Source organism: Novosphingobium sp. ERW19, assembly GCF_012641315.1.
Lineage (GTDB): Bacteria > Pseudomonadota > Alphaproteobacteria > Sphingomonadales > Sphingomonadaceae > Novosphingobium.
This window is the reverse complement of sequence record NZ_JABAIC010000038.1, coordinates 1-1,245: the sequence shown is the minus strand read 5'-3', so window position 1 is coordinate 1,245 and position 1,245 is coordinate 1. Positions and strand designations below refer to the sequence as shown.

Genomic DNA, 1,245 nt, shown 5'->3' with positions numbered 1-1,245 from the left:
GTGATTTTCATGGGGGTTTCACTCGCTAAGGACAGGCGGATTGTGGTATTACCGATTGACGGACCAGTTTCGGTCTGTCAAGTTCCCTGAATTGGTATTACCAGAAAGTTCATATGGCAACTGGCAAGTCCCACGACCGTTTGTACCAGGATCTCGCTCGATCGCTGCTCGATGAGCTGGCGGCAGGGCGCTACCCCGTTGGCAGCCGCCTTCCGGCCGAGCGTGACCTGGCGCTGCGATACGAAGTGAGCCGCCCGACCGTGCGCGAGGCGATCATCGCGCTCGAAGTGCAGGGGCTGGTCGAAGTGCGCATCGGTTCGGGTGCTTACGTCAAGCGCTTGCCGGGCGAGAACGACCGTCCCGGCTTCAACGTGACCGCGTTCGAACTGACCGAGGCGCGCCTGCTGTTCGAGGGCGAGGCAGCGGCGCTGGCGGCCACGCAGATGACTGACGAGGATCTGGCCGAGATCGAGGATCTGGTCCAGCAGATTGCCGAAGAGAACCAGAATCCTGATGGTTCGGAAAGCGCCGACCGCGCGTTCCACCTCGCCATCGCGCGCGCCACCCGCAATGTTGCGGTCTACAACACCGTGGCGCAGCTGTGGGACCTGCGCGGGACTTCGCCAGAGGCTGCGCTCCTGCATGAAAAGGCCCGCCACGCCAATATCAAGCCTGTGGTAGAGGAGCACACAGCGATCCTCGATGCGCTGCGCGCGCGCGATCCCAACGCCGCCCGTGCCGCCATGCGCGCCCACCTCTCCGCCGTGCTCGAGGGGCTGCTTTTCGCCACCGAGGAACGCCTCCTCGCCGAAGCCCGCAGAGCCACGCAAGCCAAACGCGAACGATACGCCAAAGCCACCGCCTGAGGGCGGGGGCCATCAACGGATGCCTTGAGAGAGTAGAAATGCCCCGCACGCTTGAGCTTCATCCCGACCGGTTGCTGCCGGCCGATCCTTCGGTGCGCGCGATTGCGCGTGAGTTGTACGCCAGCGTGGCGGGCTTGCCGATCGTCAGCCCGCACGGTCATACCGATCCGCGCTGGTTTGCCGGCAACGCGACGTTCGGCAATGCCACCGACCTGCTGCTGGTGCCGGACCACTACGTCTTCCGCATGCTCTATTCGCAAGGGCTCGCGCTGGAGGATCTGGGCGTACGCAACAAGGGCGTGGACCCGCGCGCGGCGTGGCGGCTGTTTGCCGAGCGCTACTGGCTGTTTCGCGGCACGCCTTCGCGCATGTGGCTCGA

The 1,245-nt window shown here is 64.7% G+C and carries 2 protein-coding genes; both read left to right on the top strand.

Translation table 11 applies throughout. The features are described from left to right. Positions 1–113: 113 nt before the first annotated feature. A complete protein-coding gene (locus HGI46_RS21800) occupies positions 114–866 on the top strand; it encodes a FadR/GntR family transcriptional regulator (RefSeq protein WP_118075217.1) in 753 nt (250 codons plus the stop codon). Positions 867–904: 38 nt separating this feature from the next. Beyond that, the coding region (locus tag HGI46_RS21795; RefSeq protein WP_206065894.1) for a glucuronate isomerase at positions 905–1,245 on the top strand (341 nt) is incomplete at its 3' end.